This window comes from Pseudomonas sp. NFACC39-1 (genome assembly GCF_900110355.1).
In the GTDB taxonomy this organism is placed as follows: domain Bacteria; phylum Pseudomonadota; class Gammaproteobacteria; order Pseudomonadales; family Pseudomonadaceae; genus Aquipseudomonas; species Aquipseudomonas tehranensis.
In genome coordinates this window covers 39,615-46,585 of record NZ_FODL01000022.1, presented here as the reverse complement: position 1 = coordinate 46,585, position 6,971 = coordinate 39,615, and the positions used below count along the sequence as shown (strand labels likewise).

Here is a 6,971-nt window from a genome sequence, read left to right as displayed (position 1 = left end):
CAACTACCTGCCGCCAATAGCCATGGAGCAGCAGGCAGCTTGATCACCGTAATCGGTGTCCGGAAAAACTTGACCAGAACAAGCCCGCTCCCACATTGGATTGAGTCCCCCCGCAAAAACAGGTCGGCTATGAGGCCACCTCGCGGTGGACGTTGATCTCGGCGCCCCGTTAACCACTCTGGCCGAACGCAGGTGTTGCGCAGTGGGCACCTCGGCAAAGAAAACGGCGCTTTCCCGTCTCGAAAAGCGCCGTTTCCTTAAGTGAACAGCATGACCCAAAAGGCAGGTCTATATCACTCTCGCGAGGATCAGAACTGCGGTTTGTACGTCACGCTGAACATCAGATTGCGCGGGTCACCGAAGTTGTTGTTGCCATTGAGCTGGTTGTAGGCGGACGTTATGTACGTCTTGTCGAACAGGTTGTTGGCGTTGACCGCCAAAGCGATTTCCGGCGTCAACTGGTAGCCGACACGGGCGTTCCATACGGTGTAACCCGGGATTTCACGATCATAGTCGTAAACCAGCGTGTGGCTTTGGGTGGTGAAGCCCAAGCCGGTGCTGACACGGCTCCAGTCGCCGGTGAACTGGTAGTTGCCCCACACACGCAGCATGTGTTTCGGCGTCCAGGTGCTGAAGACACTCCCTTCATTGTCCGGGTCCTCCAGGTACTTGGTGGTGTTGTAGGTGTAGCCCGCGAACAGCTGCAGGTTGTCTATCACTTCACCACTGATTTCGGCATCGATACCCTGGCTGCGCACTTTGCCCGAGGCCACCGAGCAACCCGAGCCGCCACACCCCGAACCACCGTCGTTGATGGCACGGTTCTCATGGTCGTAGCGGAAGATTGCCAGGGAGGTATTGACCCGACCGTCCATCAACTCGCCCTTGAGGCCGACTTCGTAGTTGGTGCCGACTATCGGCTTGAGCACCGAACCGTTGGCATCGCGATTGGTCTGCGGCTGGAACACGTCGGTATAACTGGCATACACGGCCCATTCGCGGCTCAGGTCATAGATGATGCCCGCGTAGGGCGTGACTACCCCGGTTTCAGTTCCGGTGCTAGGCGCGTTGCCTGTGATACCGACTGAGTTTTCGGTTTTCGACTTGTAGCTGTAGTCGTACCAGCTGACCCGGGAACCCAGCACCAGCGTCAGATCGTCCACCGGCTTGACGCGCCAGGTGCCGTACACACCCTTCTGGCGGATATCGTATTTGCTGAGGGTGCCCTGGCCGCCTGCGGCGATCAAACTGTCGTAGCTGATGTCCGGACGATCATTGTCAATGTCGAAGATGGAATCACTGGTGTTGTTGAATGTACGGGCGTAGCGGTCATCGGTCTCCAACTGCGAGTAGTTGCCGCCCAGCATGACTTCCTGCTCCATCGACAAGGCTTCGAACTTGCCGGTCAGGTTCATGTCGAGACCGGCCTTCGTGGACTGGAAATCGGTCAGGAAGTCGGCGTATTGCACGCCACTGCCATCAGGCAAGAGACCACCCCCCCTTTGGACTCGCTGGTTTTTCGCCTGGTTGTCTTCGCTCATATGCACCGCGCCGATCTTCAACGCCCAGTCCTCGTTGAAACGGTGCTCCAGATCGGCATAGAGGGTGGTGACGTCGATTTCGGACCGGTTCCAGCGCGCCCCCGTGTAGGTCGAGCGCGACACGTCCGGCATCCTGCCGTCGGCGTAGCGTGGCAGGCCGCGGATGTTGCCCCGCGATTCGCCGTTGGATTGGCTGACCGCGAAACCCAGGGTGGTGTCTTCGCTCAGGTCGACGTCCAGCGCGCCGTACAGCGAGTGGGTCTTGCTCCACGCATGGTCGACGAATGAATTGCTCTGGTCTTCATCGACGACGATGCGACCGCGAATGTTACCGGCCTGGTTCAGCGGGCCGCCGGCGTCCAGTTGCAGACCGTAGTGATCCCAGGAGCCGGCCTTGCCGGTCAGGGTCACGGTCGGTGCATTCTGGCCACGCTTGCGCACCAGGTTGACGGCACCACCGGGGCTGCCGGTGCCTTGCAGCAGGCCGGAGGCGCCGCGCATGATTTCCAGGCGGTCGAAGAAGATCAGGTCCTGGGTCGCCCAGTTGCCCAGCGAATAGTTGTTCCGCAGGATCGGCACACCATCGTATTGCCAATCGTCAATTTGGAAACCACGCGACGACAGGATCATGCCTTGGCCAACGCCCTGCAGGCCGACGATGCCGGTGGTCTGGTTGACGGCGTCCTTGAGGTTGACCAGGTTCTGGTCATCCATCTGCTTACGCGTCATCACGGTGATCGACTGAGGAATTTCCTTGAGGCTGTGGGTGCCCTTGCCGATGGTCACGGCGTTGCTGGTGTATGACTTGCTGCCTTCGGTCGTCGCCACCAGCTCCTGTGCTTTGACGGTGGTCGCGCCCAGCTCAAGGGCTTGGGTGGAACCGCGCACCAGCATCAGGGTATTGCCCTCAATGCTGTAGCGTACGCCAGTGCCCTTGAGCAATTCGGTGAGGGCCGCCTGCGGGCTCATCTTGCCGCTGACGCGGTTGCTTTTCAGTCCGGCCATATCGCCGGCGTTGTAGATCACTTGCTGGTTGGTCTGCTGACCGAACGCTTGCAGTGCCTGGGGCAGCGATTGCGCAGGGATGTCGATGCTGACGTCTTCAGCCATCACCTGAGCGCTGAGTGGCAGCAAGCAGACCAGCCCCAGACCGGTCAACACCCTACGCGAACGCAGGCCGCGGGACATGACGAGTGCCTTGAACAGAGGTTTGAACTCATGAATGGATGACATCGTGCTCTCTATTATTGGTAGAAGTAAAAGTCCATGGGGCCAAAGGGCCCGCCGCTCGCCAGCACGAGAGAACCCGCACGGTCGATTGCCCCAGGGCAATGTGTCAGTGCGGGGCCGACCGGCCCCTCCCCGGGCACGGTCATCCAGCTGGACGACGGCGAAATTTTTGCTGAACACATCCGGTGCCTGAGCGTCCTGCCCGACCCGATTTGTCCACATACCTAAGTAAGACGCAGCACCTGCCAAAAACCGGAATGAGTTTATTTATCATTCGTGTAAAAAATAAAAAAAAGCCGACGCAGATGGACGTCGGCCTTTTGTTTCATGAGATTTCAGATGCCTTGCGCAGCCTTGGCAGCTTGCAGCTGCCGAGCCTGTTCGGTCAGGAGGGCCTTTTCCTCAGGACTCATCGCCTCCATGCGCAAGCGCACCTGGGCCATTTTTTCCAGCTGCCCCGGACTGCTCTCTAGCGCCCGCAAGGCCAGGGCCAACGACGCCACGGTCGGATGATCGAAGACCAGTCCCGGATGAATTTCGCACTGCAACAACTTGCGAATACCAGCCACCAGTTTGATCACCAGCAACGAATGACCTCCGGCGGCGAAGAAGTCGCGATCGATGCCCAATCGCTCAAGCCCAAGCAACTGCGCCATGCGCGCGGCGAGCAATTGCTCCAGCGCATCACGTGGCGCGGCGTCTTCATCATCCGCTGTAGCCATCGCCAACTGCTGCAGTGCGTGGCGATCGATCTTGCCGTTGGCCAGTCGCGGGAATCGTTCGATCAGGTGCACGTGCTGGGGCACCATCACGCTGGGCAAGCGGGCGCTCAGCTCAGCGCGGGCGGCGTCGAGCAAGCCCGTCGACAGCCCATGCTGCGCCACGACAAAGGCCAACAACCCCTGCTCGGCCAACGCTGCCGGCAACACCAATGCTTCGGCCACTTGAGGCATGCGTACAAGCACGGCCTCGATCTCCGCCAGTTCAATGCGGAACCCACGCACCTTGACCTGCTGATCGCGCCGTCCATATAGCTGGATCGCTCCGTCCGGCCGATAACGCGCCAGGTCGCCGGTGCGATATAAACGCTGCGCTGGATCGAACGGACTCTGGATGAACATAGACTCATCGGCCTCGGCATTCAGATAACCCCGGCACAACTGCGCTCCGCCCAGGTACACCTCACCCAGCACGCCCACCGGCGCCAAACGCAGATCGGCGTCCAGCACGTAAACCTGGTTGTTGCCCAACACCTGGGTCAGCGCCGAACAGTCGCCGGCCGCGCCGTTCAGTGACAGCGGATGAATCATCACCCCCACCGTGGCCTCGGTCGGCCCGTAGTGGTTGAACACCCGGCAATCGCTGCGCAACCGGGCGATGCGCTCGACCAACGTCGCAGCGATCGGCTCACCGCCAAGCACCAGCGTAAGCGGCAGCATCGCCCGGTCACTGTCCAGCAGCGCCGCGAGGTGCGAGGGCACGATTTTCAGGCAATCGATCTGTTGCTGTTGCAGGTACTGGGCAAACAGCGCGCCGTCCTGCATCTGCTCATCGCTGGCCACATGCAGGGTCGCGCCGTTGAACAACGCGCCAAACAACGCCGTATTGCCCAGGTCCGCCGCCACGGTGGAACTGAAAGCGACGTTTTTGCACTGGGCAAGCCCCAGCGCCTGACTGGCCTGGGTGGTGTAGTTGAGCAGTTGCCGATGCTCGATCACCACGCCTTTGGGCACACCGGTGGAGCCGGAGGTAAACAACACATAGGCGATATCGTTGCCTTGGGTAGCGAGCGCAGGCAGTGCCATAGCCGGATGGCTCAGCTCAGCCGCGGTCAGCGCCTTATACGGCTGCCCCTGCCAGACCGGCAGATGCGCCGCATCGGTCAACAACACTGCCGCGCCGGCCTGTTCCAGCATCAACGCCTGACGCGCCTGGGGCCACTGCACATCAAGGGGCAGATACGCCGCACCAAGGCGCCAGCTCGCCAGCATTGCAATCACCAGATCCAACGAACGCGGCAACGCCAGCGCGACAATCGAACCGGCGCCCACGCCTTGCTGCTTGAGGCCCTGCGCCATGCTGTCGACCCGGGCTTGCAACTGGCCGTAGCTCAGTTGCTGACGGGCGTCGGTCAGGGCAATGGCGTTCGGTGTATGCAACGCCAGATCAGCGATGCGCTGCGGCAGATAACGACCATCAGCCAATGCCTGCATGGCGGGGTTGATTGCCAGCAAGCGCTGCTCTGCGGTGCGGCTCAACAGGCCGAGCCCCGCTAATGCGGTGTGTGGAGCGGCAAGGATCGACGCCAACAGCACGCCGTACTGTTCCAACACGGCGCTGGCCGAGGCCGGCGAATAACGCGAGCTGGCGTAACACAGATTGACCGCGGCAAGCTGCTGGGCAGCGTTCAATTTAACCTGCAACAGCAATTCGAACGAGTCTGCCGGCACACGCACGGACTCTGCGACCGCCCAGTTCAGACCAGCACGGGTCCCGGTAGGCCTCTCCTGCCCCAGCGTAAAGCCGTAGGCCGGGCGCGCCGCCCCAGGCGACAGTTCCGGCGCCCAGTATTCCTGCCAGGTACGATGGGCTTCCAGACGCGCCGCCAGCTCGTCCAGCCACTCGCTGAACGACACCGTCGCGGGCAATGAAACGCTAAGCGACAGGGTTTTCTCGAACACCCCCACGGCATTGGCGAAGTATTCATAGTCGCCACGGCTGTCATGGCGCACGCCCACCAGCGCCTGCTCAAGGCCGCTCAGACGTCCCAGCAACACCCACCATGCGCCTTGCAACACCGTGGAAAGCGGCTGACCGAGCTGCTCGGCCAACCGTTGCAACGCGTCGCGCTGGGCCGGTTCCAGTGTCAGCGACACACAGGTATCGGCGGGCCCCGCCTCACTGCCGGCGCTGCGCGCAGCCAACCACGGGGTGGCGATGTCCGTTTGCACGCCCTGCAGGTATTGCTGCCAGTAGGTTCGTCCGGCGGCGGCATCTTCATCAAGCACCACCTCGCTGCGCCATTCCAGGTACTGGGCAAACTCGCCCGGCGCTTCGTCTTCCGGCGCCTGAACTGCGGCGTACACTTGCTGGATTTGCTCCAGCAACAGATTCAGCGATTGCGCATCGGCACTGTAGCGGGCGATGCCCAGCACCAGTTGCCACTGCTGCGGCGCCAGACGATAAAGCACGGCCTGGACGTTTGGCGATTCGCCCACCACAAAAGCTCGGCCCAGCCAATCCTTGATCTGCGCCTGGACATCCTCAGTCCGTTGCTCGCCTGCCGGTATCGTCAGCGGGAAACGAGCGGCGCCGCTGGCGGCCTGACGCAAACCGTGGAAACCGGCCACTTTGTCCAGCCGCGCCAGCAGCATTGGCTGCTGCGCCAGGAACGTATCGAACGCGATCTGCAAGCGCTGCGGATCGAGATCGCCGTCGATGACCACGTTCAGCCAACGCAAGGCTTCGCCACAGGTCGCCGTGCTCGACAGTTGCTCGAGCATCGCTTGTTGCTCGGGGGTCAAGGCGAAGCCGGGATCCTGCTGCTCCATCAATACCTCGTTCATGCTCCGGTTTCCTCCAGGTTGCGGATGCCCTGGATGGCGGGCCCGGCATCGGCCTGGCCCTCCAGAGCGCTGCGCTCATACATATCGCCCATGGCAACCACGATCTTGCGGGGGCCCTCGAACGGGTCGCGGGCGTGGGCCACCAGCATGTTGTCCAGCAAGATCACGTCGCCCTTGCGCCAGTCGAAACGCACCGCACAGGCTTCATACAAATCACCGATGCGCGCCATCACCTCATCCTCGATGGGTGTGCCATCGCCGTAATACACATGCCGAGGCATGCGTTCCAGGCCGAACATCGACAGCAGGTCCTCCCGCACATCCGGCTCCAGCCAATAGATGTGATGCAATTGCACCTGATTGAAGAACGACTTCTCCCCAGTGATCGGGTGCGTGATGATCGCCGGCCCCGGTGTACGGGTCTGCAACTCGTTGTTGTCGAGCCAGCGCCACTGGATACCCCCCGCCCGACACCGGGCCTCCACTTCGCGGCGGTCCTCGGTCTTGAAGAAGTGCTGCCACGACACGTCGAGTTTGTCGGTGAAGGTGCGCACATACAGCAGCCCTTTGTCTTCGAACTTCTCGCGAAGGTCCGCCGGCAGCTTTTCGTACATCAACCGGCAATCGACCACCG

Annotated in this window: 3 protein-coding genes (1 of these 3 only partly in view); all 3 read right to left on the bottom strand. The window is 61.5% G+C overall.

Going from position 1 to position 6,971, the window contains the following annotated elements:
• Positions 1-308: 308 nt before the first annotated feature.
• Entirely contained in the window at positions 309-2,774 is a 2,466-nt protein-coding gene (locus BMY45_RS26165) for a TonB-dependent siderophore receptor (protein ID WP_092403176.1), read from the bottom strand.
• 332 nt (positions 2,775-3,106) lie between these two features.
• Positions 3,107-6,337: a non-ribosomal peptide synthetase gene (locus BMY45_RS26160; RefSeq protein ID WP_092403174.1), complete on the bottom strand. Its 3,231-nt coding sequence runs from the start codon at positions 6,335-6,337 to the stop codon at positions 3,107-3,109.
• A protein-coding gene (locus tag BMY45_RS26155; RefSeq protein ID WP_092403172.1) for a non-ribosomal peptide synthetase crosses the window boundary here: on the bottom strand, positions 6,334-6,971 show its 3' portion. 12,892 nt of this gene lie beyond the right edge of the window; the window shows 638 of its 13,530 coding nt (coding positions 12,893-13,530); the start codon falls outside the window, past its right edge; it ends in the stop codon at positions 6,334-6,336. Before BMY45_RS26155 ends, BMY45_RS26160 begins: the two co-directional genes overlap by 4 nt.

Coding starts and splice junctions, on each gene's coding strand:
- BMY45_RS26165 (WP_092403176.1), bottom strand. CDS start 2,774: ATGTCATCCATTCATGAGTTCAAACCTCTGTTCAAGGCACTCGTCATG.
- BMY45_RS26160 (WP_092403174.1), bottom strand. CDS start 6,337: ATGAACGAGGTATTGATGGAGCAGCAGGATCCCGGCTTCGCCTTGACC.